Origin of the sequence: Streptomyces sp. NPDC102259 (assembly GCF_044766465.1) — a bacterium.
Lineage (GTDB): Bacteria > Actinomycetota > Actinomycetes > Streptomycetales > Streptomycetaceae > Streptomyces.
Map to the genome: position 1 here is coordinate 80,084 of NZ_JBIWMA010000013.1, position 22,526 is coordinate 102,609.

General features: G+C 72.0%; 20 protein-coding genes. 11 read left to right on the forward strand and 9 right to left on the reverse strand.

Annotation, left to right across the window (positions count from 1 at the left end; genetic code table 11):
* The first annotated feature begins 109 nt into the window (after window positions 1-109).
* The 4 genes from ACIRPU_RS27305 to ACIRPU_RS27320 all read left to right on the forward strand — a co-directional run bounded on the left by ACIRPU_RS27305 (window position 110) and on the right by ACIRPU_RS27320 (window position 3,855).
* Entirely contained in the window at window positions 110-1,657 is a 1,548-nt protein-coding gene (locus ACIRPU_RS27305; protein ID WP_403871852.1) for a flavin-containing monooxygenase, read from the forward strand.
* Entirely contained in the window at window positions 1,654-2,625 is a 972-nt protein-coding gene (locus tag ACIRPU_RS27310; protein ID WP_403871854.1) for an alpha/beta fold hydrolase, read from the forward strand. Before ACIRPU_RS27305 ends, ACIRPU_RS27310 begins: the two co-directional genes overlap by 4 nt.
* Window positions 2,622-3,506, forward strand: coding sequence for an SDR family oxidoreductase (locus ACIRPU_RS27315; RefSeq protein ID WP_403871856.1), 885 nt, complete (start codon window positions 2,622-2,624; stop codon window positions 3,504-3,506). The genes ACIRPU_RS27310 and ACIRPU_RS27315 overlap by 4 nt, the downstream gene beginning before the upstream one ends.
* A 91-nt stretch (window positions 3,507-3,597) precedes the next feature.
* Complete coding sequence (locus tag ACIRPU_RS27320; RefSeq protein ID WP_403871857.1) at window positions 3,598-3,855, forward strand: hypothetical protein; 258 nt, start codon at window positions 3,598-3,600, stop codon at window positions 3,853-3,855.
* 85 nt (window positions 3,856-3,940) lie between these two features.
* Here ACIRPU_RS27320 and ACIRPU_RS27325 read toward each other — a convergent pair whose 3' ends face one another.
* Window positions 3,941-7,414, reverse strand: coding sequence for a S41 family peptidase (locus ACIRPU_RS27325; protein WP_403871859.1), 3,474 nt, complete (start codon window positions 7,412-7,414; stop codon window positions 3,941-3,943).
* 177 nt (window positions 7,415-7,591) lie between these two features.
* Here ACIRPU_RS27325 and ACIRPU_RS27330 point away from each other — a divergent pair, with 177 nt between their 5' ends.
* The 6 genes from ACIRPU_RS27330 to ACIRPU_RS27355 all read left to right on the forward strand — a co-directional run bounded on the left by ACIRPU_RS27330 (window position 7,592) and on the right by ACIRPU_RS27355 (window position 13,441).
* The gene (locus ACIRPU_RS27330; protein ID WP_403871861.1) at window positions 7,592-8,197 is read left to right on the forward strand and encodes a TetR/AcrR family transcriptional regulator; all 606 of its coding nucleotides are present in this window, start codon (window positions 7,592-7,594) and stop codon (window positions 8,195-8,197) included.
* Window positions 8,198-8,322: 125 nt separating this feature from the next.
* Window positions 8,323-10,623, forward strand: coding sequence for an MMPL family transporter (locus ACIRPU_RS27335; protein WP_403871863.1), 2,301 nt, complete (start codon window positions 8,323-8,325; stop codon window positions 10,621-10,623).
* Window positions 10,624-10,789: 166 nt separating this feature from the next.
* On the forward strand, window positions 10,790-11,281 hold the full coding sequence (locus ACIRPU_RS27340; protein WP_403871865.1) for a YbaK/EbsC family protein: 492 nt from the start codon (window positions 10,790-10,792) through the stop codon (window positions 11,279-11,281).
* Window positions 11,278-12,123: an EamA family transporter gene (locus tag ACIRPU_RS27345; protein WP_403871867.1), complete on the forward strand. Its 846-nt coding sequence runs from the start codon at window positions 11,278-11,280 to the stop codon at window positions 12,121-12,123. Before ACIRPU_RS27340 ends, ACIRPU_RS27345 begins: the two co-directional genes overlap by 4 nt.
* Before the next feature lie 107 nt (window positions 12,124-12,230).
* Window positions 12,231-13,094 (forward strand): arylamine N-acetyltransferase, encoded by an 864-nt coding sequence (locus ACIRPU_RS27350; RefSeq protein WP_403871869.1) that lies wholly within the window; start codon window positions 12,231-12,233, stop codon window positions 13,092-13,094.
* 74 nt (window positions 13,095-13,168) lie between these two features.
* Window positions 13,169-13,441, forward strand: a complete 273-nt coding sequence (locus tag ACIRPU_RS27355) for a DUF1876 domain-containing protein (RefSeq protein ID WP_351767667.1) — start codon at window positions 13,169-13,171, stop codon at window positions 13,439-13,441.
* Window positions 13,442-13,444: 3 nt separating this feature from the next.
* On the opposite strand, the gene ACIRPU_RS27360 is transcribed toward ACIRPU_RS27355, so the two are convergent.
* The 6 genes from ACIRPU_RS27360 to ACIRPU_RS27385 all read right to left on the reverse strand — a co-directional run bounded on the left by ACIRPU_RS27360 (window position 13,445) and on the right by ACIRPU_RS27385 (window position 18,387).
* Entirely contained in the window at window positions 13,445-14,623 is a 1,179-nt protein-coding gene (locus ACIRPU_RS27360; RefSeq protein WP_403872132.1) for a serine hydrolase domain-containing protein, read from the reverse strand.
* A gap of 77 nt (window positions 14,624-14,700) precedes the next feature.
* Entirely contained in the window at window positions 14,701-15,147 is a 447-nt protein-coding gene (locus tag ACIRPU_RS27365; protein ID WP_403871871.1) for an organic hydroperoxide resistance protein, read from the reverse strand.
* 148 nt (window positions 15,148-15,295) lie between these two features.
* On the reverse strand, window positions 15,296-15,763 hold the full coding sequence (locus tag ACIRPU_RS27370) for a MarR family winged helix-turn-helix transcriptional regulator (RefSeq protein ID WP_403871873.1): 468 nt from the start codon (window positions 15,761-15,763) through the stop codon (window positions 15,296-15,298).
* Between the two features lie 11 nt (window positions 15,764-15,774).
* Window positions 15,775-16,563, reverse strand: a complete 789-nt coding sequence (locus tag ACIRPU_RS27375; protein WP_403871875.1) for an energy-coupling factor ABC transporter ATP-binding protein — start codon at window positions 16,561-16,563, stop codon at window positions 15,775-15,777.
* Window positions 16,551-17,312 carry a cobalt ECF transporter T component CbiQ gene (cbiQ, locus tag ACIRPU_RS27380; RefSeq protein ID WP_384115389.1) on the reverse strand — a complete coding sequence of 254 codons (762 nt, stop codon included), beginning with the start codon at window positions 17,310-17,312 and terminating at the stop codon, window positions 16,551-16,553. The genes ACIRPU_RS27375 and cbiQ overlap by 13 nt, the downstream gene beginning before the upstream one ends.
* A 4-nt stretch (window positions 17,313-17,316) precedes the next feature.
* Window positions 17,317-18,387, reverse strand: a complete 1,071-nt coding sequence (locus tag ACIRPU_RS27385; RefSeq protein WP_403871877.1) for an energy-coupling factor ABC transporter permease — start codon at window positions 18,385-18,387, stop codon at window positions 17,317-17,319.
* A gap of 237 nt (window positions 18,388-18,624) precedes the next feature.
* Between ACIRPU_RS27385 and ACIRPU_RS27390 the strand changes: the two genes are divergently transcribed.
* Window positions 18,625-18,981 carry an SsgA family sporulation/cell division regulator gene (locus ACIRPU_RS27390; RefSeq protein ID WP_384115395.1) on the forward strand — a complete coding sequence of 119 codons (357 nt, stop codon included), beginning with the start codon at window positions 18,625-18,627 and terminating at the stop codon, window positions 18,979-18,981.
* A gap of 40 nt (window positions 18,982-19,021) precedes the next feature.
* Here ACIRPU_RS27390 and ACIRPU_RS27395 read toward each other — a convergent pair whose 3' ends face one another.
* Both ACIRPU_RS27395 and ACIRPU_RS27400 read right to left on the reverse strand, forming a co-directional pair.
* On the reverse strand, window positions 19,022-20,701 hold the full coding sequence (locus tag ACIRPU_RS27395) for a penicillin-binding transpeptidase domain-containing protein (protein ID WP_403871879.1): 1,680 nt from the start codon (window positions 20,699-20,701) through the stop codon (window positions 19,022-19,024).
* Between the two features lie 143 nt (window positions 20,702-20,844).
* Window positions 20,845-22,476 (reverse strand): penicillin-binding transpeptidase domain-containing protein, encoded by a 1,632-nt coding sequence (locus ACIRPU_RS27400; protein ID WP_403871881.1) that lies wholly within the window; start codon window positions 22,474-22,476, stop codon window positions 20,845-20,847.
* Window positions 22,477-22,526 lie beyond the last annotated feature (50 nt).

Genomic DNA, 22,526 nt, shown 5'->3' on the forward strand with positions numbered 1-22,526 from the left:
TCCCTCTCCCGGCCCTACCCATCGGTACGGAGCTGCTCTACGCTCCCCATTGCGCCAGTGTTCACTGGCGGAGTCCGTAGAGTCGCACGCACGGCTAGGAGGCGTCGGGATGACCGAACACGTACGGGTGGCGGTGATCGGGTCCGGATTCGGTGGGCTGGGGGCGGCCGTGCGGCTGCGCCGCGAGGGGATCACCGACTTCGTCGTCCTGGAGCGGGCGGGCAGCGTCGGCGGGACCTGGCGGGACAACAGCTACCCGGGGTGCGCCTGTGACGTGCCCTCCCACCTGTACTCCTTCTCCTTCGCGCCCAACCCGGACTGGCCGCGCACCTTCTCCGGGCAGGAGCACATCCGCGCCTATCTGGAGCACGTCACGGACGTCTTCGGGCTCCGGCCGCATCTGCGGCTGGAATCCGAGGTGCTGCGGATGACGTGGGACGCGCAGGAGCTGCGCTGGGACATCGAGACCAGCGGCGGGCGGTACCTCGCCGATGTCGTCGTGTCGGCCACCGGGCCGCTGTCCGACCCGAAGATCCCGGACATCCCCGGCCTCGACACCTTCCCCGGCAAGGTCTTCCACTCGGCCCGCTGGGACCACGACGCCGACCTCACCGGGCAGCGCGTCGCCATGGTCGGCACCGGCGCCTCGGCCATCCAGATAGTGCCCGCCCTCCAGCCCGACGTCGCCAGGCTGACGCTCTTCCAGCGCACCCCGCCCTGGGTGATGCCCCGGGTGGACCGGGCGATCAGCGGCGCGGAGCGCGGCCTGCACCGGGCCCTGCCCGTCACGGCCAAGATGCGCCGCGGGCTGCTGTGGGGCATCCGGGAACTACAGGTCCAGGCGTTCACCAAGCACCCGAACCAGCTCGGTCTCGTCGAGCAGCTCGCCAAGCAGAACATGGCCCGCGCCATCAAGGACCCGGCCCTGCGCGCGAGGCTCACCCCGGACTACCGCATCGGCTGCAAGCGGATCCTGCTGTCCAGCACCTACTATCCGGCCCTCGCGCAGCCCAACGTGGACGTGGTCGCGAGCGGCCTGAGCGAGGTCCGCGGGTCCACGCTGGTCGCCGCCGACGGCAGCGAGGCGGAGGTCGACGCGATCGTCTTCGGCACCGGCTTCCACGTCACCGACATGCCGATCGCCGACCGGGTGGTGGGCGCCGACGGGCGGACGCTCGCGGAGAGCTGGAAGGACGGCATGGAGGCGCTGCGCGGCGCCTCCGCCGCCGGCTTCCCCAACTGGATGACGATCATCGGCCCCAACACCGGGCTCGGGAACTCCTCCATGATCCTGATGATCGAGTCCCAGCTGACCTACATGGCCGACTATCTGCGCCAGCTCGACGTCCTGGAGGTCCCCCCGGGCCCTCGGGGCACCGGGGGAGCGCGCGTGGCGCTGGACGCCCGGCCGAGCGCCGTGCACGCCTGGAACCGCCGGGTGCAGGACCGGATGAAGCGGACGGTGTGGAACACGGGCGGCTGCACCAGCTGGTACCTGGACGGCAACGGCCGCAACACCACCATCTGGCCGGGCACCACGGCCGAGTTCCGGCGGGCCACCCGACGCGTGAACCTCGCGGAGTACGAGGTCCTGCGCGCGCCCGCGGGGCGGCCGGCCCGCGCGGTGAACAACGAGAGCGACGAGGTGACGGCATGACCTCCGCCCGCGAGCCCTCCCCAGGGATCTCCCGCGAGCCCGCCGAAGGGTTCTCCCGCGCGCCCTCCCCAGGGATCTCCCGCGAGCCCTCGGAGGGGTTCTCCCGTGAGCTCACCGCCGTCTCCGCCGACGGCACGCTCCTGCACGTCGAGGTCCACGGCCCCGAGACCGCGCCCGCCGTCGTCCTGGCTCACGGCTGGACCTGCTCGACCGCGTTCTGGGCGGCCCAGATCCGGGACCTCGCCGCCGACCACCGGGTCATCGCCTACGACCAGCGCGGCCACGGGCGCACCCTGCCGAGCCAGGCGTGCAGCACGGACACCCTCGCCGACGACCTGGAAGCGGTCCTCGCCGCGACGCTCGCGCCCGGTGAGAGAGCGGTGATCGTCGGGCACTCCATGGGCGGCATGACGGTCCTGGCGGCGGCGGCGAGAAACGCCTTCCAGGAACACGCGGCGGCCGTCCTGCTGTGCAGCACCGGCGCCTCGGGGCTGGTCGCCGAGTCCACCGTCCTGCCTCTGCGGCCCGGCCCGTTGCGGACCTGGCTGACCCGGCACATCCTCGGCTCGCGCGCGCCCCTCGGGCCGGTCACGCCGGTCGCGAAGCGGATCCTCAGGTACGCCACGATGGGCGCCGGATCCGCCCCGCACATGGTGGACGCGTGCGCCCGCATCGTGCACGCCTGCCCGCGCAAGGTGCGGCACACCTGGTCGCACGTGCTGAACCTGCTCGACCTCGACCACGGCGTACGGGAGTTGCGCGTGCCCACGGCGGTGATCGTCGGCACCGCCGACCGGCTCACGCCGCCGGTGCACGCCCGCCGGATCGCCGCCGCGCTCCCGCAGTGCGTCGGCCTCACCGAACTGCCCGGCCTCGGCCATATGACGCCGGTCGAGGCGCCCGACGTGGTCACCGGCCGGATCCGGGAACTCGTCACCACGTACGCACAGTTGAAGGAGGGCGCATGAGTACGGTCAGTCTCGAAGGACAGGTCGCCGTCGTGACCGGGGCGGCGCGGGGCGTCGGGGAGCTGCTCGCCCGCAAGCTCTCCGCACGCGGGGCGAAGGTCGCGCTGGTCGGCCTGGAGCCGGACGCGCTCAAGCAGGTCTCCGAGCGGCTGCACAGCGACAGTGACCACTGGTACGCCGACGTCACCGACCACGAGGCGATGGCCCGGGTCGCGGCGGAGGTGAAGGAGCGGTTCGGCAAGGTGGACATCGTGGTCGCCAACGCCGGTGTCGCCAACGGCGGTCCGTTCGCCGACTCCGACCCGGAGGCCTGGCGCCGGGTCATCGAGGTCAACCTGATCGGCTCGGCGGTCACGGCCCGCGCCTTCCTGCCGCTGCTGCGGGAGAGCCGTGGCTACCTGCTCCAGATCGCCTCGCTCGCCGCGATCACCCCGGCGCCGATGATGACCGCGTACTGCGCGTCCAAGTCGGGCGTGGAGGCGTACGCGCACAGCCTGCGCGCCGAGGTCGGCCACCAGGGCGTCCGGGTCGGCGTCGGCTACCTGTCCTGGACCGACACCGACATGGTGCGGGGCGCCGACCAGGACGAGGTGATGCGGGAGTTGAGGCAGCGGCTGCCGTGGCCGTCGAACAAGACGTACCCGCTGGGGCCGGCCGTCGACCGGATCGTGGCCGGGATCGAACGGCGCTCCTCGCACGTGTACGGGCAGTGGTGGCTGCGGGGGATGCAGGGGGTGCGCGGCTATCTGCCCGCGCTCATCGGGACGGTGGGCCAGCGGGAGATGAAGCGGTTCGCGCCCCGGCTGCACGGGATGCGGACGGGGCTGGTGGGCGCGGGCGGATCCGCCGACGAACAGGCGAGGGCTACGCACCGTAGTTGATCGAGATGCGCGCCGTGATGGCCCGTGTGAATCTGGTCGAGGCCCCACCAAGGGGCTCAAACCCCCTCATCTCCTACAGGAGTGAACCCACATGGGTATGAAGGACAAGTTCCAGGACCAGACCGAGCAGCTCAAGCAGCAGGCCAAGCAGAAGGCCGGCCAGGCCAAGGAGCAGGCTCAGCAGCGTGGCCAGAAGCGCCCGGGCGAGCGTCCCGGTGAGCGGTCCGGCGAGCGTCCCGGCGAGCGTCCCAACGGGCGTCCGGGCGAGCGGTCCGGTGAGCGTCCCGGCCAGCCGGAGCGTATGCGGCGCGAGGACGACGAGCGCATCGGCCAGGACTTCGACGTGTAGCTGAGCTCGGCTACCGCCGTTGACGTGGGGCGCCCTCCCTCGGGGGGGCGCCCCTGCGTCTGGTGCCTGCGTCTGTTGCCTGCGTCTAGTGCCTTGTGCGGGGCGGCAGTCGGGGGCGGGAGCGGTCGGGGACGTCGTCGTACGTCGGCGGGGTCGCCGGGGGGCGGGTGGTGAGGAGGTCCAGGGCCAGCCGTACGGCGTCGTCGAGTTGGGCGTGGCGGCCCTCGGCCCAGTCGAGCGGGGTGCGCAGCACCTCGAGGTCGGGGGTGACTCCCCTGTTCTCCACGGACCAGCCGTACGCGTCGAACCAGGCCGCGTTCATCGGGACGGTGATGACGGTGCCGTCGCCGAGCCGGTGCCGGCCGGTCATGCCGACCACGCCGCCCCAGGTGCGCTGGCCGACCACCGGGCCCAGCTTCAGCAGCTTGAAGGCGGCCGTGATCATGTCGCCGTCCGAGGACGTCGCCTCGTCGGCCAGGGCCACCACCGGGCCCCTCGGCGCGTTCGAGGCGTACGACACCGGCTGGGCGTCGCGGGTGAGGTCCCAGCCCAGGATCGTGCGCGTCAGCTTCTCCACCACCAGCTCGCTGATGTGCCCGCCCGCGTTGCCGCGCACGTCCACGAGCAGTGCGGGCCTGGACACCTCCATGCGCAGGTCGCGGTTGAACTGCGCCCAGCCCGAGCCGCCCATGTCGGGGATGTGCAGATAGCCGCAGCGGCCACCGCTCAACTCGTGTACCACGGCCCGCCGTTTGGCCACCCAGTCCTGGTAGCGCAGGGGGCGTTCGTCGGTGAGCGGGACCACGGCCACCCGGCGTGGGCGGCCCGCCTCGCCCTGGGCCGGGGTGAAGGTGAGTTCCACCGTGGTGCCGCCCGCGCCGGCGAGGAGTGGATACGGGCCGGTGACCGGGTCGACCCGCCGGCCGTCGACGTGCGTGAGGACCGCCCCGTCCCGGATGCCGGTGCCGGCCAGCGGTGAACGCGCCTTGGAGTCGGAGGAGTCGCCCGGCAGGATCCGCCGGACCGTCCAACCGGTGTCCCGGTGTACGAAGTTGGCGCCCAGCAGGCCCTGGAGGCGCTGGTAGTGCGGCGGGCCCTCGTTGCGGCGGGCGGCGGTGACGTACGCGTGGGACGTGCCCAGCTCGCCCAGCACCTCGCGCAGCAGATCCGCGAACTCGTCGGGTGACGCGACCCGTTCGACCAGCGGCCGGTACTGGTCCAGGACCGCGTCCCAGTCGATGCCGCACATCCCCGGGTCCCAGAAGTAGGCACGGATCAGCCGCCCGGCCTCCTCGTACGACTGACGCCACTCGGCGCCCGGGTCCACCTCGTGCAGGATGCGCCGCAGGTCGATCCAGACCGTGGAGTCCAGGTCGCCCGACTCGGCCGACGGCACCGCCCGCAGGTCGCCCTCGTCGACCACGACCAGCCGGGAGCCGTCCCCGCTGAGCGCGAACCAGTCGAGGTGGTCGACGAGTTCGGACTTCTTCGCCTTGCTGATGTTGAAGTACTCGAGGGTCGGCCGTCCGCTGGTGTCGTCCGGGTTGGCGAAGGTCTCGCCCAGCGCCCCCGAGATCGGCCAGCGCAGCCACACCAGCCCGCCGCCCGCCACCGGGTAGAGCGCCGAGTACTTGGACGCCGGCACCGGGAAGGGCGTGACGCGGCTCGCCAGCCCCTCGATCTCGACCGTCACGGCTCCGTCGCCGCCCTCGTCGTCCTCCACCGGGTCCAGGCCCCCGGCGGCGGGCCGGCCCTCCGGGGTCAGCGCGAAGGGGGAGGGGGTCGCCGACGACAGCGGCACCAGGTAGGGGCGGCAGCCCAGCGGGAAGGACAGGTCCCCGGTGTGCACGTCGTACACCGGGTCGAAGCCGCGCCAGGAGAGGAAGGCCAGGTAGCGGCCGTCCCGGGTGAAGACCGGGTTCTCGTCCTCGAACCGGCCGTTGGTGACGTCAACGATGAGCCGGTCCTTGATGCGGGCCATCTTGATCTGCCGCAGCGACCGGCCGATCCCCGGATGCGACCAGGTCAGCCAGCTCCCGTCGGGGGAGAAGGCCAGGTCCCGCACGGGTCCGTTGACCGACGAGATCAGCTCGGTGACGGCACCGTCCGAGTCCGTGCCCTCCGAGTCCGTGCCCTCCGAGTCCGTACCCTCCGAGTCGGCGCCCTCCCCGGCCGCACCGGCCGACGAGTCCGTGCCCTCCAAGTCCGCGTGGGCCGGTGTCGCAGCGTCCGGGGTCGCACCGGCCGGGTCCGCAGAGTCCGGGGCCTCGGCGTCCGCGTCGTCGGGCACGGTGATGTCGTCGGTTCCGGTGATGTCGTCGGCCAGGGTGATGTCGTCGGACACGGTGAGGAGGAGCAGCCGCCCGTCGTGCGAGGCGACGGCGAGCCGTTCGCCGTCGGGGTCGGACACCATCTCCAGCACCCGCCCGAGCCGCCCGGAGGCCAGTCTCCGGGGGGCGCGGTCGCCGCTGGCCCGGGGCAGGTGGGCGATCTCGACGGCGTCCTCGCCCTCGGCGTCCGTCACATAGGCGACCTGGCCGCCCGAGCCGAGCATCTCCGGCAGCCGCACCCGTACCCCGGGGGTGTCGGTGATCGTCCGGGCGGGGCCGTCCCGGTGCGTCAGCCAGTACAGGCTGCCGCGTACGACGACGGCGCTCGCCCGTCCCGTCTCGTCCACGGAGATGCCGTCCACGTGCTGGGCGGCCGGGATCTGGTAGCGCCGCCGTCCCGCGCGCGGTCCGCCGAGCCGTACGTCGAGCCGGCGCGGCTCGGAGTCGGCGGCGAGGTCGTCGACGATCCACAGGTCCCCGGCGCACTGGTACACCACCCGGGTGCCGTCGCCGGCGGCGTGCCGGGCGTAGAAGGCGTCGTGGTCGGTGTGCCGGCGCAGGTCGGAGCCGTCGTGGGCGCAGGAGTAGAGGTTGCCGACGCCCTCGTGGTCGGAGAGGAAGGCGATCCGTCCGCCGACGAAGAGGGGGGAGTGCAGATGCCCGTCGAGGTCGGCCAGGAGCCGCTGCCCGTGCAGCCACAGGCGGCCCGTCGCCCCGCCCCGGTAGCGCTTCCAGGCGGCGGGTTCGTGCGGTGGAGTGCCGGTGAGCAGGAGGGTCCTGCGTTCGCCGTCGATGTCGGCGGTCTGAAGGTCGGAGACCGGGCCCCAGGGGAGCTTGCGGCCGGGCGCGCCGTCGGTGGGGACCTTGTAGGCCCAGGTGAAGTAGGAGAAGGGCTCGCCGTGGGAGGCGACGGCGAGGATGTCGGTGTTCCCGTCCTGGTCGGGGGGCGTCCAGCCGCAGACCTGGGTGTCGGTGCTGCCCCAGTACGTCAGCCGCCGGCCCGGTCCGCCGTCCACGGGCGTCAGATGGATCTCCGGGACGAGACTGCGCCAGCTCGTGTACGCGATCCGGCTCCCGTCGGGGGAGAAGCGCGGGTGTCCGGCCTTGGTGCGGTCGACGGTGAGCCGCCAGGCGCGGCCGGGGCCGTCCAGGGGGGCCAGCCAGAGGTCGTCCTCGGCCACGAAGCACAGCAGGTCACCACTGAGGTGGGGCAGACGCAGATAGCTCACCTCCCCATGCTTTTCCGGCGAATGGGGCCGGGCAACTCGTGGGGCCGCCTTATGCGCTCTTCACGTTCGTGAGCCAGCACACGTACGAAACGGTTTCGTTTCGCTGATCCTCAGGGTATCTTCATGGTGTACGAGACGAGTTGGCGAAGACGACGACGGAGCCGGAAGGTGAGTGGCATGACTGAGATCGCAACGGCGCGTCGCAGTCGCATCACGCCCGAGCGCGAGGCCGAGCTGTACCGGGCCGTGCTCGAACTCCTCCGCGAGGTCGGCTACGACGCCCTCACCATGGACGCCGTCGCCACCCGCACCCGATCCAGCAAGGCGACGCTCTACCGCCAGTGGGGCGGCAAGGCCGAGCTGGTGGCGAAGGCGGTACGGCACGAGAAGCCGGGCGTCTCCGCCGGCGGCGTCGACACCGGATCGCTCAGGGGTGACCTGCACGCCCTCACCATGCGTTCGGACGACTGCGAGATGGAGCAGAACTCCGCGCTGATGCGAGGACTGGCCATGGCGATCCACGGCAGCCCGGACCTCCTGAAGGCGTTCAAGGAACACCTCGTCGAGCCGGAGATGGCGGAGTTCCGCACCATGATCCAGCGGGCGATCGACCGGGGCGAGGTCCGTGCGGACAACCCCGCGCTCGACTACCTGCCGCACATGATGATCGGCGCGTTCGCCGCCCGCAACATGCTCGACGAAAAGCCGCCGACGCAGGCCTTCCTCCTCTCGTACATCGACGCCGTGGTCCTCCCCGCCCTCGGCGTCTCCACCACCACCTGACCGTCCCCGCGGTCCGCCCACCCTGACGTCACCGCTCACGTCGTCGGGCCGATCACCCCTGCCCTCCCCGCCGGGTTGGTCAACCCTGCCCTGCACGCACACGACCTGACCGGGAGTACGCCTCCGTGGCCACGTTCCTTTACAAACTCGGCCGGCTCGCCTTTCGGCGCCGCCACTTCGTCGCCCTGATATGGGTGGCCCTGCTGACCCTGGCCGGCGTCGGCGCGGCCTCCGCGCCCGCCGCCGGCACGACCTCCTTCTCCATCCCGGGCGTCGAGGCCCAGAAGGCCTTCGACCTGCTGGAACAGCGCTTCCCCGGAGCCAGCGCCGACGGCGGGACCGGACGCATCGTCTTCAAGGCACCCGAGGGCGAGAAGATGACGGACGCCGCCAACAAGGCGACCGTCGAGAAGACCGTCAAGGCGCTCGGCGACGGCTCCGAGGTCGTCTCCGTCACCGACCCGTTCACGACGAACGCCGTGAGCAAGGACGGCACGGTCGCCTACACGTCGGTGAAGTACGCGGCTCCCGGCATGGAGCTGAAGGACTCGACCAGGGACGCCCTCGAGACGGCCGGCGACGAGGCCCGGGCCACCGGACTGACCGTGGACGTCGGAGGCGACGCCCTGCAGGCCGCGGCCGAGCCGGGTGCGATCGGCGAGGTCATCGGTCTCGCGATCGCCGCCGTCGTCCTCGTGATCACCCTGGGCTCGCTGGTCGCGGCCGGACTGCCGCTGCTGACGGCGATCATCGGCGTGGGCATCGGCGTCTCCACGATCACCGCCCTCGCCAAGGCGCTCGACCTCGGCGACACCACCTCCACCCTCGCGCTGATGATCGGCCTCGCGGTCGGCATCGACTACGCGCTGTTCATCGTCTCCCGCTACCGCAGCGAGCTGGCCGAGGGCCGCGACCGCGAGGAGGCGGTCGGCCGCGCCACCGGCACCGCCGGCTCGGCGGTGGTCTTCGCCGGCCTCACGGTCGTGATCGCCCTGGCGGGCCTCGCGGTCGTCGACGTGCCGATGCTGACCAAGATGGGCCTCGCGGCGGCGGGCACGGTCGTGGTGTCCGTCCTGATCGCGCTGACCATGATCCCGGCACTGCTCGGATACGCCGGCAAGAAGGTCAAGGCCACGGGCGAGAAGCGCGGGTCGACCGGCGCGAAGACCGGCGAGCGGGCCGGACGGGAGACCGGTGAGAAGGCCGGCGAGCAGGGTCGGCAGGGCAACCCGGGCAACGCGGGCAACGCGGGCAAGCCGGGGAAGCCCGGCCTGGGCGTCCGCTGGGCGAGCTTCGTCATCCGCCGTCCGGCCGCCGTGCTGCTGCTCGGCGTGGTCGGGCTGGGCGCGATCGCCGTCCCCGCCACCCAGCTGGAGCTGGGCCTGCCGGACGACGGCTCGCAGCCGACGTCCACGACGCAGCGCCGGGCGTACGACCTGCTGTCGGAGGGCTTCGGCCCAGGCTTCAACGGTCCCCTGATGATCGTGGTCGACGCCAAGAACAGCGACGACCCCAAGACGGCGGCCACCACGGTGACCGACGGGATCAAGGACCTCGACGATGTCGCGACCGTCACCCCGGCGATGTTCAACAAGGCCGGCGACACCGCCACGATCACCGTGATCCCCGGCTCCAAGCCGTCCTCGACCCAGACCGAGGACCTGGTGCACGCCATCCGTGACCAGGGCGCCGACGTCAGGGCCGACACGGGCGCGCAGGTGCTGGTCACCGGCACCACCGCGATGAACATCGACTTCTCGCAGAAGCTCAACGACGCGCTCATCCCGTACCTGGGCCTGGTCGTCGGTCTGGCCTTCCTGCTGCTGATCGTGGTCTTCCGCTCCATCCTGGTCCCGCTGAAGGCGGCCCTCGGCTTCCTGCTCAGCGTGCTCGCCGCGCTCGGCGCCGTGGTCGCGGTCTTCCAGTGGGGCTGGCTCGGCGGCCTGATCGGCGTCGAGGAGACCGGCCCGATCATGTCGATGATGCCGATCTTCATGGTGGGCGTGGTCTTCGGCCTCGCGATGGACTACGAGGTGTTCCTCGTGACCCGGATGCGGGAGGCGTACGTCCACGGCGAGAGCCCGAGCCAGGCCATCGTCACCGGCTTCCGGCACAGCGCCAAGGTGGTGGCCGCGGCCGCGATCATCATGATGGCCGTCTTCGGCGGCTTCATCAGCTCCACCGAGTCGATGATCAAGATGATCGGCTTCGGCCTCGCGATCGCCGTCTTCTTCGACGCGTTCATCGTGCGCATGGCGATCGTGCCGGCGGTGCTGGCCCTGCTCGGCAAGAAGGCCTGGTGGCTGCCGAAGTGGCTGGACCGCGCCCTGCCCAACGTGGACGTCGAGGGCGAGGGCCTGAAGACCGGGGCCGACGCCGCCTCGTCCCGGGACGGCGACGAGGACCGGGAACTGGTACGCGCCTGACCTACCGGTCCACCTGAAGACCGCCGGTGAGGGCTCCGTGGGGACGGGGCGCCCTCACCGGCTTCTTCTTTCACGGTCGACGTACGACGGCCGCGCGCGGGCCCGGTGTCGCGAGGCGGGACAACTCGCTCGCGTGCCCTGTACACCGACCGCTAGCGTGCCGTGCATGACGACGACAGCCGCGCATCCCCGATTCGCCGAGGCGCTGCACGACCTGGGCCTCGACCAGCTGCACACCCGGGTCCGCCGCTTCCCCGAGGCGACCCGGACCGCCGCCGAGGCCGCCGCCGCGATCGGGTGCGAGCTGAGCCAGATCTGCAAGTCGCTGATCTTCGCGGCGGACGGCGTGCCGGTGCTGGTGCTCATGGACGGCGCCTCGCGCGTCGACCTGGAGCTGGTGCGCGGGGAACTCGGCGCGCGGAAGGTGACCCGGGCCGCCGCCGACGTCGTACGGGAGACCACCGGGTACGCGATCGGGGGCGTGCCGCCCTTCGGGCACCGGACACGGACGCGGGTGCTGGCCGACCGGAACCTCCTTGCGCACGACGTCGTCTGGGCCGCCGCCGGGAACCCGCACGTCGTCTTCCCCATGGCGCCCGGGGACCTCGTCCACCACGCCGACGCCACCCTCGTGGACGTGCGCGAGCGCACCGCGTGACCCCGCTGGTCACCGCGGCCGTCCTGTTCGCCGCGGTCACCCACGCCAGCTGGAACGCCATCGCCCACCGGATCACCGACAAACTCGTCGGGTTCACGCTGATCGCCGGCGGCGGCATGCTCATCGGGCTCGCGCTGGTGCCCTTCACCGCGTTCCCGGCGGCCCGCGCGTGGCCGTACCTGCTGTCCTCCGCTCTGATCCACATCGCCTACTACGTGCTGCTGATGCGGTCGTTCCGGCTCGGCGACTTCGGGCAGGCCTACCCCATCGCGCGCGGCTCCGCGCCGCTCGTCGTCACCGTCCTCGCCGCCGCCTTCGCGCACGAGGTGCCGGACGGCTGGGCGGCCGCCGGGGTCGCCCTGTCCTGCGCGGGGCTGACCGGCGTCGCCCTGTGGGGGCTGCGCGGCCGGCGGCCGAACTGGGCGGCGATCGGCGCCGCGCTGGCGACCGGGCTGACCATCGCCGCTTACACCGTCGTCGACGGGCTCGGCGTGCGCGCCTCCGGCTCCTCCCTGGGGTACATCGCCTGGCTGATGGCCGTGCAGGGGGCCGTCATCCCGGCGTACGCCGTCCACCGCCTGCGCGGACGGACCCTCGCCGTGCTCCGCCCCTACGCAGCCCTGGGCCTCCTCGGCTCCGCGCTGTCCGTCCTCGCGTACGCACTCGTCCTGTGGGCCCAGACCCGCGCCGAACTGGCGCCGATCGCCGCGCTGCGGGAATCGTCGATCATCGTCGGAGCGGCCATCGGTGCGCTGTTCTTCAAGGAGCGGTTCGGCGCGCCCCGGCTCGTCGCCGCCGGACTCCTCGTCGTCGGCATCGGCCTGATGCTGCACACCGGCTGACCCGCTCCTCCGCTCCTCCGCTCCTCCGCTCCTCCGGTGCTCGTCCCGTGCCCGTCCGGTGCTCGGCTCCTCCGATCTTGCGGTGCTCGGCTGGTTAGGGTGAAGTCATGCCCGAGACGACCGCGTTCGGCCCTGACGATCTCGACTCCTACCTGAGGAGGATCGGCTGGGAGGGGGAACGCCGTGCCGACGCGGCGACCCTGCGGGGTGTGCACCTGGCCCACGGCCGCGCCATCCCCTTCGAGAACCTGGACCCGCTGCGCGGCACGGTCCCCTCGCTCGCCCCGGCGGACCTGATCGCCAAGCTGGTCCGGGGCGGCCGGCGCGGCGGCTACTGCTATGAGCACAACATGCTGCTCGCGACCGTCCTGGAGGCGCTGGGCTTCGGGGTGACCCTGCTGACGGCTCGGGTCGTCGTGGGCGCGCAGCGGTTCGAGGACCGGCCCCGCACCCATATGGCGCTCCTCGTCGAGGTTCCCGGCGACCCGCGGCCGTACCTCGCCGACGTCGGGTTCGGCGCCCGGGGAGCGCTGCTGGAAGCCGTCCCGCTCACCGTGGACGTCGAGTTCCACGACGCGGGCCGCCGTCACCGCCTCGTCCACGCCCCGCACAGCGGCCCGCTGGAGCTGTGGGTGCTCGAGGCGCACGAGACCTCCGAGACGTTCGAGGCGTCCGGCGGGGGCTCCTGGCAGGCGCAGTACGCCTTCACGCTCGAACCGTTCGAGCGGCCCGACTTCGAAGTGATCAACTGGCACATCGCCACCAACCCCCGCTCGCCGTTCAGCCGCCGCGCCTACGTCCAGCGCAGCACGCCCGACCGGCACCTCCTCCTCGACGGCCCGCTGCTGACCGAGACCCACGCCGACGGCACCGTCGAGCGGCGCGAGCTCACCGACGAGACGGAGGCGCGTCGGGTTCTCGACGAGGAGTTCGGCATCGCCGTGCCGGACGGGACGCGGCTGCTGCCCTGAGCCGACTGGGTGCGTCCGTCCGCTCTCAGGAGCACCCTGGAAGGAGGACTTCCGGAGGTGACCTCATGACCGCTATGCACACCACTGTCGGATGGCATGTCGAGCTGGAGTTCGAGGAGGACGGCCGGCACACGCGCGCGGTAGCGCTGGTACGTCTGCCCGACGGGACCGAGATCAGGACCCAGGGGCATGCCACCCGGCACAACGTGGACATCGATCAGCCACGGGTCGGCGAGGAGATCGCCGGCGCCCGTGCCCTCAACGAGATCGCCATGCAGCTGCTGACCAAGGCCCATGTGGAGATCGACGACGACTCGGGCCGCAGGTCGCACTCGATCAACGTGTGAGGGTCAGCGCCCGGCGGCCAGGGCCGTCCGCACCGCCCGCAGCAGCGCCTGCGCGCGCGGGTCCGCCGTCACGCTCGTCCGGAAGCCGTTGGTGACATAGCCGAAGGCGATCCCCGACTCGGGGTCGGCGAGGCCGAGCGCGCCCCCGCGGCCCGGGTGGCCGAAGGAGGCGGGGGACAGCAGCGGGGACGCGGCTCCGTGCAGCATGGGGCCGAGGCCGAACCGGGTGTTCACGACGAGCACCCGGTCGGGGCCCGAGGACTGCTCGCCGCGCGCCAGTTCCACCGTCTCCGGCCGCAGCAGCCGTACCCCGCCCGCCACCTCGCCGATGAGCGACGCGTAGAAGCGGGCCAGGCCGTCGGCGGTGGCGATGCCGTTGGAGGCGGGGAGCGCCGCGGCACGGTAGGCGGGGTCGTTCTCGTCGGGGAGCGGGGTGATCGCGGCGAAGGCGCGGCGGGTGAGCGAGGCGGGGTCGGCGTAGGCGGCGGCGACGGCCGGCTTGGGCCGGGTCTTCAGCGCCCCGCTCTGCGCGGGCGCGTCCACCTGCCCCACGCGCCCCACCCGTGCGCGCTGCGCCTGCGGCAGTCCGAGCCACAGGTCGGCCCCCACGGGCCCGGCGATCTCGTCGGCGATCCACTCGCCGATGGTCCGCCCGGTGATCCGTCGCACCAGCTCGCCGGTCAGCCAGCTGTACGTCTGCGCGTGGTACCCGTGGTCGGTCCCGGGCTCCCAGGCCGGCGCCTGAGCCGCCACCGCCGCCGCGCCGAGGCCGGGGTCGGCGGCCTCGGCGGGTGTCAGCGGCCGGTCCAGCACGGGTACGCCCGCGCGGTGCGCGAGCAGGTGCCGCACGAGCGTCCGCTCCTTGCCCGCCGCCTTGTACTCCGGCCAGTACGTCCCCACGGGCGCGTCCAGGTCCAGTTCGCCGCGCTGGTGCAGCAGCAGGAGCGCGGTGGCCGCGACGCCCTTGGTGGCCGACCGCATGATCTGCGCGGTGTCCTGTTCCCAGGGCGCCTCGTCGGCCGTACCGTCCACGTCCCGTGCGCCGCCCCACAGGTCGACGACCTTGTGTCCGTCGCGGTAGACGGCCACCGCCGCGCCCCGGTCCCCGAGCGCCTCGAAGTTCCGGACGAACGCCTCCCGGACCGGCTCGAAGCCGTCGGCCACCGCACCGCTCACGTTCACGCCCGCCACGCCCTCTCGAAGATCGCCTTCAACTCCTGGGGGAACACCCCCGTCGAGCCTGCGATTCCTTCGCTCCGCTAGCCGAGAATGATCGTTACGTCGATGTTGCCGCGGGTGGCGTTCGAGTACGGGCAGACCTGGTGCGCCGCGTCCACCAGCTTCCCGGCGAGTTCCGGGTCGAGGACGGGGAGGGAGACGCTGAGCGCGACGGCGAGCCCGTAGCCCTTGGTCTTGTTGGGGCCGATCCCGACCTTCGCCGCCACCGTGGACCCGGTGAGGTCGAAGCCCGCGCGGTTGCCGACGAGGATCAGCGCGTTGTGGAAGCAGGAGCTGTAACCGGCCGCGAAGAGCTGCTCCGGGTTGGTGCCGTTGCCGTCGCCGCCCAGCTCCGGCGGCATCGCCACCTTGAGCTCGATCTGGCCGTCCTGGCTGGTCACGTAGCCGTCGCGGCCGCCGTGCGCGGTCGCCTCGGCAACGTATGTGATCTTCGTCGGACGGGTGTCGACGGCGCTGCCTTCGGTCACGGCGGGACCTCCCCCGGGAACTTGCCCAATAGCCTTGCCCAATTACATCGTGCACAAGGTACCGGCCGGTAGGCGGGCGCTCGCTTACCAGGGGGTGGTAACCGGGGGTAACTTCAGCCGCGCTAGCGGGCGGCCGGGGGGAAGGGGCTCAGCGGGTGCGGTCCGCCGCGCCCTGCGCCCGTTCCGCGAGCCCCCACAGTTCCTCGCGCAGCCGCGTGACCTCGTCCGTCCCGAGCCCCGTCGTCGCGAGCAGGGTGCCGGGTACGCGCTCCGCGCGCCCCTTCAGCTCCTCGCCGCGCCCGGTGCACGCGACGAGCACCGAGCGCTCGTCCCGCGCCGAGCGCTCCCGGCGCACCAGCCCCGCCGCCTCCAGCCGTTTCAGCAGCGGCGACATCGTGCCGTAGTCGAGGCGCAGGGCCGTGGCCAGCTCCTTGACGGTCGTCTCGCCGCGCTCCCACAGGACCAGCAGCACGAGGTACTGGGGGTAGGTGAGGCCCAGCTCGTCGAGGAGCGGCCGGTAGGCGGCCGTCACCGCGCGCTGGGCCGCGTACAGCGCGAAGCACAGCTGCTCGTCGAGGAGCAGCGTGCCGTCGGCGGTGGGTGCTTCGTTCGTCACGCGCCCATTGTTCACGCGCCCATTGTTGCGGAGCGCGGGTCGAACCCGAAGGGCAACTCCAGGCGATGGGCGCGCATGAGGGTGTCGTCGGCGAGCAGATCGCCGGTCCGGCCGTCCGCGGCGATCACGCCCTCGCTGAGGATGAGGGCGCGCGGACACAGCTCCATGGCGTACGGCAGGTCGTGCGTGACCATGAGTGCGGTGACGTCCAACGACCTCAGGATGTCGGCCAGTTCACGGCGCGAGGCGGGGTCGAGGTTGGAGGACGGCTCGTCCAGGACGAGGATCTCCGGCTCCATCGCGAGCACCGTGGCGACGGCCACCCGGCGCCGCTGGCCGAAGGACAGGTGGTGCGGCGGACGGTTCTTGAACTCCGCCATGCCGACCTGTTCGAGCGCGTGGTCGACGCGTGCCTCCAGGGCGGCCCCCTTCAGCCCGGCCGCCGCCGGCCCGAACGCCACGTCCTCGCGGACCGTCGGCATGAACAGCTGGTCGTCCGGGTCCTGGAAGACGATGCCGACCTTGCGGCGGATCTCGGCCATGTGCTGCTTGCCGACGGGCAGCCCGGCCACCGTCACGGTGCCCGCGCCGGCCGTCAGGATGCCGTTGAGGTGCAGCACGAGGGTCGTCTTGCCGGCGCCGTTGGGGCCGAGCAGCGCGACCCGCTCGCCTCGCGCGACGGAGAAGTCCACGCCGAACAGGGCCTGGTGGCCGTCGGGGTAGGCGAAGGCCAGGCCGGCCACCTCCAGGGAGGGCGAGGGCGGCACAGCGGGCGTCACGGCGTCAGTCACAGGGACCATCCCAACACGCATACCAGGAGGGCGGCGAACGGGAGGGTCAGCGCGTACGACCACTGCGCCCGCGACGCGGTCACCTCGTCGATCACCGGCATCGAACCGGCGTACCCCCGGCTGATCATGGCGAGATGGACGCGCTCGCCGCGCTCGTAGGACCGGATGAACAGCGCGCCCGCCGACTTCGCGAGCACCCCCCAGTGCCGTACGCCCCGCGCCTCGAACCCGCGCGACTCCCGGGCGATCCGCATGCGCCGCATCTCGTCCGTGATGACGTCGCCGTAGCGGATCATGAAGGACGCGATCTGCACGAGCAGCGGGGGAAGCCGCAGCCGCTGGAGGCCGAGGAGCAGTTCGCGCAGCTCCGTGGTGGACGCCAGCAGCACGGAGGCGGCGACGCCCAGGGTGCCCTTCGCGAGGACGTTCCAGGCGCCCCACAGGCCGTTGACGCTGAGCGACAGGCCGAGGACGTCCACCCGCTCGCCCTCCGCCACGAACGGCATCAGCACCGCGAACGCGACGAACGGCACCTCGATCAGCAGCCGTTTGAGCAGGAAACCGGCGGGCACGCGCGCGTGGTGCGCGACGAAGGCCAGCAGGACCGCGTAGAGGCCGAACGCCCACATCGCCTCGCGCGGGGTCGACACCACGACCACCACGAAGGCGAAGACGGCGGCGAGCTTGGTGTGCGGCGGCAGGCCGTGCACGGGCGAGTGCCCGTGCCGGTAGAGCCGGTGCGCGTGTCCAGCGCCCATGACGTCAGACGTTCTCTACGGCCGTCGGCGACACGTCGTCGCCCGTCCGGCGCCTGCGCACCGCCCAGAACACCGCGCTGCCCGCGACGACGGTCGTGCCGACGCCGATCACGCCCGCGAGACCGCCGGACAGACGGGCGTTCGTCACGTCCTCGACGCCGTAGCCGGCGAGCGGGGAGCCGTCGGACGCGTGCTTCCCGGCCTTCTCGTCGATGCCCTTGTCGGCGGCGACCTTCTCCAGGCCGTCGGGGTTCGCGGAGGCGTAGAAGCTGACGAAGCCGGCCAGGACAAGGGAGGTGACCAGGCCCGTCACCCACAGCGTGCGCCGCGAGGCGCGCGCCGCCACGGGCGTGCGCGCGCCGGCCGGCGCTCCCTCGGCCGCCGGGGCGTCGACGAGTTCGCCGTGCACCCGCAGCTGGAGCTTCTGCCGCAGATCGCGCGCGCCGTGGACGAGATCCGGCCGTACGGCGACGACGGCGCCCACGGTCAGTGCGGTGATCACGGCCTCGCCGACGCCGATCAGCACATGCACGCCGATCATCGCGGTCGCCACCTTGCCGATCGACACGTCGGTGGTGCCGCCGATCCAGTAGATGAGCGTGAAGGCGACGGCGGCGGCGGGCACGGACAGCACGGCGGCGACGAAGGACGCGGCCGTGATGGACCGGCGGCCGCGGGGCAGCACCTTCACCAGGCCGCGGAAGACGGCGTACGCCACGACGGTCGTCACGATCGCCATGTCGGTGATGTTCACGCCGAGCGCGGTCAGACCGCCGTCGGCGAAGAGGATGCCCTGCATCAGCAGGACCACGGACACGCACAGGACCCCTGTGTAGGGGCCCACGAGTATCGCGGCGAGCGCGCCGCCGAGCAGGTGGCCGCTGGTCCCCGCCGCGACGGGGAAGTTCAGCATCTGCACGGCGAAGATGAACGCCGCCACCAGACCGGCCAGCGGCGCGGTCCGGTCGTCGAGCTCACGGCGCGCGCCGCGCAGGCTCACGGCGATGGCGCCGGCCGCGACGACTCCGGTCACGGCGGAGGTCGGGGCGTTGATGAATCCGTCGGGTACGTGCACCCGACGATGATAGTGGCTTAATGCGAACGGTTCGCAAGAGCGAGAAGCTCGTCTCTTCGAGCTCGTGGCTGATCCCGCCGGCCGGGACCCGTGTGTCCCGTGTATCTCATGTATCCCGTGTATCGCACATGTGAGATACGCCTGCGCGGAGGAGCGCAATCCGCAAAATATGCGACATTGGAAGGGGAGCGGACGCACAGCTTCCGCACAGGTCACGCTGCGTGAGAGGGTCGGCCGATGTCCGTAGTCGAACAGTACGCGCGAGCCCACATCGTCACCGACGCCGATCAGGCCGAGGAAGATTTCCTGGCCGTACCCGTCGTCCTGCGCTACGACCCCGAGGAGCCCCGATCGGTCCGTGTCGGGCTGCCCGACCGGCGCGAGTGGACGTTCTCCCGCACCCTGCTCGAACAAGGGCTGCGCGCCCCGGCCGGTACCGGCGAGGTACGGGTGTGGCCGTGCGGGCGCGTCCAGGCCGTCGTCGAGTTCCACTCCCCGCACGGCGTCTCGGTCGTCCAGTTCGAGTCGAAGACGCTGCTGCGGTTCCTGCGCCGCACCTACATGGCGACGGCGCAGCAGCCCGTCACGCACTAGCCAGGGGCCAGGCCGGTCCGGCGGGCGGTTCGCCGGGGTGTCAGTCGCCCAGGCGCAGCAGTGACGCCACGATCGGTCCGGCCGTGTCGCCGCCGTGGCCGCCCGCCTGCACGACGCCCGCGGCCGCGAGGTCGCCGCGGTAGGCGGTGAACCAGCCGTTGGGCTTGTCCTGGTTGTCGACCTCGGCCGAGCCCGTCTTGGCGCCGTAGTCGGGGCCCAGACCGGACATCGCCTCGGCGGCGGTGCCTGCCGCGGCGGTGTAGTTCATCAGCTCCCGCAGCTGCGACACCGTGGACGACGACATCGTGCGCGAGGCCGTCGCCAGCGTGCGGTCGTCCACGGACGGCGCGACCAGGTACGGCTGGTGGAAGGCGCCCGCCTTCACGGTGGAGGCGACCGACGCCATGTTCAGCGGGTTCATCCGGACCCCGCCCTGACCGATCAGCGACGCCGCCATCTGGGCCGCCGACTGCACCGGCACCGAGCCGTCGAAGGACGGCACGCCGATCGCCCAGTTGTTCATCGACAGGCCGAAGACCTGCTGCGCCTGCTTGGTCAGGCTGTCGTTGTCCAGGTCGGGCGCCTGGCTGATGAAGGCGGTGTTGCAGGAGCGCGCGAAGCTCGCCTTGAACGTGCCGCCGGTGATCTGGAAGTCGTCGTCGTTGTGGAACTTCCAGCCGCCGTAGGTGAACGTCTTGGGGCAGGGGTGCACCTTGTCGGCCGACGCCAGGTCCTTCTCGATGAGGAGCGACGAGGTGATGACCTTCATCGTGGAGCCGGGCGCGAGGGAGCCGTTGAACGCGGTGTTGAAGCCGTGGCTCGCGTTGGCCACCGCGAGGATCTCGCCCGTGGAAGGGCGCATGACGACGACCGACGACTTCGCGGTCTTCGCCACCTGCTGTTCGGCGGCCGCCTGGAGGGTCGGGCTCAGCGTGGTCCTCACGGTGCCCGGAGTGCCCTTGCTGAGCTCCAGCAGCGTCTTGTCGGAGGCCTTCTTCGCCTTCGACGCCTTGCCGCGGACGACCTGGAGCTCCACGCCCGCCTTGCCGCCCGCCTTCTTGCCGTACTTCTCCCGCAGCCCGTCCAGGACCGGCTCCAGGGAGGGGTACTCGGCGACGGTGAGCTCGCCGCCCGCGCTGTCGACGGCCTTGACCGGCGGGGTGCCGGACTCGCCGGTGACGAGCCTGTCGCCGTCCTGGAGGTCCGGGTGGACGACGGACGCGTGCCAGTCGACCTGCGCCTTGCCGTTCTTCGGGTTGCGGACGACGGTGAGCGTGCTGTCGTACGTGAGCGGCTTGCTGACGCCCTTGTACTTCACCGTGCCCTTCACCGAGAACGGGACCTTCGTGCCGCCGGCCTTGCCGGCGGTGAGGGTGACGCCCGTGACGTGGGCGTCCTTGGTGAAGCCGGTCAGGAGGGCGGTGGCGGCGGCGGAGTCGTCCGTGGCGGCGGCCGCCCCGGACACCTTGCCCTGCTGCCAGGCCGTCAGGAACCGGGCGGCCGTGGTCTTCGCCTCGGTCGCCGACGGCGCGTCGGCCCTGACCCGCGGCACCTGCTTGCCGTTGACCGCGGCGGCCGCCCCCTCGTCGGCCGCCGCTCCGCCGCCGTACAGCGCGTAGACGCCGATGCCCGCCCCGCCGACCACGACGGCGATCATGCCGCCGGCGACGGCGGGCCGCCGCTTCTTGCGCCGCTCTTCGACGCGCCTTCTCTTGCCCACTGTCAGATCCTCCGGATCCCCAGGGGCTTCCCCCCAGCCCCGCTGCCCTCGTTGCCCTCACTGACCCCAACGACGGCTACCACCCTAGAGTCCCGTCCTGTGAGGGTGACGTCACGTGTGACGTCAGCCACCGTCGCGCCGGTTCAGCCCGCCCGCAGCACGTCCACGACGATGGGGCCGGACGCGTCGACGCCGTGACCGCCGTCCTGGGTCATCGCGGCCGCCGCGACATCACCCCGGTACCCCGTGAACCAGCTGTCCGACTTGTTCTGCCCGTCGACTTCGGCGGAGCCGGTCTTCGCGCCGATCCGGCCGCTCAGCCCGGCCATCACCTCGGCCGCGGTGCCACTGGTCGCGGTGCGGTTCATCATGGAGCGCAGTTGCTGCACGGTGCCCGACGACAGGCCACGCGCGTGTGCCGGTTCACGGCCGTCGAGGCTGAGCGGCACGATCACCGGCTGCCGGAAGGCGCCCGTCATCGCGGTCGCCGTGACCGACGCCATGTTCAGCGGGTTCATCTGGACCTGGCCCTGGCCGATCAGGCCGGCCGCGGTGTCCGGGCCGCCGGCGGCCGGGACGGAGCCGTCGAACGACGGGATGCCGGTCTGCCAGTCGAGGCCGATCCCGAAGCGATCCCGGGCCTCGTTCGTCAGCGAGTCGACCTTCACCTCGTCCGCGAACTTCACGAACGCCGTGTTGCAGGAGCGGGCGAAGCTCTCGGCGAGGGTCGCGTTCTCGTTCGGCTTCATGCCGGTGATGTTCTGGAAGGTCTGGCTCTCGGAGACGGCCGAGGACGGACAGGGCGCGGGGCCGTTCGCGGTGGTGAGGCCGTTGTCGATGAGGGTGGCCGCGCTGACGATCTTCATGGTGGAGCCGGGCGCGACCTCCCCCAGGAACGCGGCGTTCCAGCCGTCCGTGCGGTTGTTGGCGACCGCCAGCACCTCACCGGTGCTCGGCTTGACGGCCACCACCGACGACTGGTTGTACTTCCGCACCGCCTTCTCCGCGGCCGCCTGCACGGCCGCGCTGAGGGTGGTGGGCACCTTGCCCGCCTTGCCCTCGGCGAGGGTCAGCAGCGGGGTGTCGGCGGTGTCCTGGGTGGCGTGTCTGATCGCCAGCTCGACGCCGGCCGTCCCGCCCGCCTTGTCCCCGTACTTGGCGCGCAGCTGGTCCAGGATCGGTCCCAGGGAGGGGTACTTCTCCTTGGTGAGCACCTTGCCGTCACGGTCCACGGCCTCGATCGACGGCGCCGCCGACGCGCCCGTGACCAGGGTGTCGTCCATGGCCTTCAGCTCGGGGTGGACGACCGACGGCGCCCAGTCCACCAGCGCCTTACCGGTGGTGACGCCCCGTACGACCGTCAGCTCGCTCTTGTAGGCGAGCGGCTTGGACCTGCCTTCGTACGACACCGTCGCCTTGACCGAGAAGGGTACCCGGTCGCCCACCGCCGCGCCCGGTGTGATCTTCACGCCGGCGATGTGCGCCGACTGGCTGTAGGAGGTCAGCAGGGGCTCGGCCTTCGCCGCGTTGTTGGTGAGGCCGGCGGCCGCCACGGCCTGCCCCTTCTCCCAGGCGGCGAAGAACTCGGCGCTCGTGTCCTTCACCTCCGACCCGCTGGGCGGCCCGGTCTTCACGGCCACCGGCTCGCTGCCCCCCGACCCGTCGCCCCCGCCCCCGTTCAACGCGTTCACGATGTTGAAGGCCCCGTACCCGGCCCCGCCCACCATCACCGCGAAGACCGAGCCGATTACGGCTGCCTTGGCCCCCTTGCGCATGTTCGCCCTCCCCGTTGGCTCCGTCACTGTCCCCGCGAGGCTTTCTGAAC